Annotated in this window: 1 protein-coding gene; it reads right to left on the bottom strand. The window is 24.6% G+C overall.

Annotation, left to right across the window (positions count from 1 at the left end):
• On the bottom strand, positions 1 to 850 hold an 850-nt coding region (locus I4V63_RS15455; protein ID WP_196002109.1), incomplete at its 3' end, for a hypothetical protein.
• Positions 851 to 1,163: the final 313 nt, after the last annotated feature.

Below are 1,163 nucleotides of genomic sequence, written 5' to 3'. Positions count from 1 at the left end.
TTGTATTACCTGGATTTGATAACTTAATAACTCCATTATATATATCATTCCATAAAGTTTTAATATACTCTTGATTAACCATACTTATATTCTTATACTCTTCTTTTGTGAAGGTATACCCATCATTTAACCAGGTATTTAAAACGCTGCTTGTTGGTGCTTTGGTATACTTTAAGTATTGAGATAATAAATTATTTGTGCCTATATTAATACTTGTTATTTGCTCCCTACAATTTAAAGTATTATATAATGCAATATCAGTTGTACTATAACCAATATTAACTACACAAGTATTACCGCCAGTATTATAATTCTTTTCAAAGTATACTTTACTTGTTTCACCTTCAACAAATACTTTATTTAAAGTTAATGCTAAATCAAATTCATGTAAATTATTTCTTAATTGATATATCCCATCTATTTTATTACTTAGCTGCTTTTTAGTATGTATTTGATTATATGGTAAAAGTATATTTACTTTTAAATCATTACTTATACTTTTTACTTTATCTTTAATCATACTTAACCCGAATAATATTAATATTTCTAAATGTTCTTTCTCATACTTATATTCATAATTTCCAGTTGGTTGTGTACTTTCCCCGACTATAAACCATTGACCATTTACATTAATAGAGTTTTTCTGTATTGTAATTTCATTATTATCATATACTTTTCTTATGCTGCTTCTAAAGGTTATTAATTCGCCCTTGTAACTCATTTTAATACTTGATGCCCCTAAATCTACAAACACAGTTTCATTACTATTATTAAATTTCTTAATTTTTCTATATTTAAATTTTCTTATAATATCTTCAATTTTATTTTTAATTCTTCTTAAATGTTTCATTTTAATTACTCCCTCCAGTTTTTTTCTTTCCATTCTTTTAATCCTTCAAATGTTGCATTTTCTTTTCCTACTTCATTTATATATTCAATTAATACATATATACTCATTTTTAAAATCTCCTTTACTTGGAGCATACCAAATGATATAATCAAATTGTGGTTTGGTGTACCTTTTGGTATGCCTTTTTTTATATTGCTTTCGCAAGTATTGAACTTAATATATCATTACTTTCTGTTGTTTCTTTTTCAACTTCTTCTAGTTTATCCCAACCTAACAATTTATTTTCTAATGAATTATAAATTTCTTCTAAACC

The sequence above is a fragment of the Clostridium sp. 1001271B_151109_B4 genome, assembly GCF_015670405.1.
In the GTDB taxonomy this organism is placed as follows: Bacteria; Bacillota; Clostridia; order Clostridiales; family Clostridiaceae; genus Clostridium.
The sequence above is the reverse complement of the archived record's forward strand: the minus strand, read 5'-3'. Positions and strand labels throughout refer to the sequence as shown.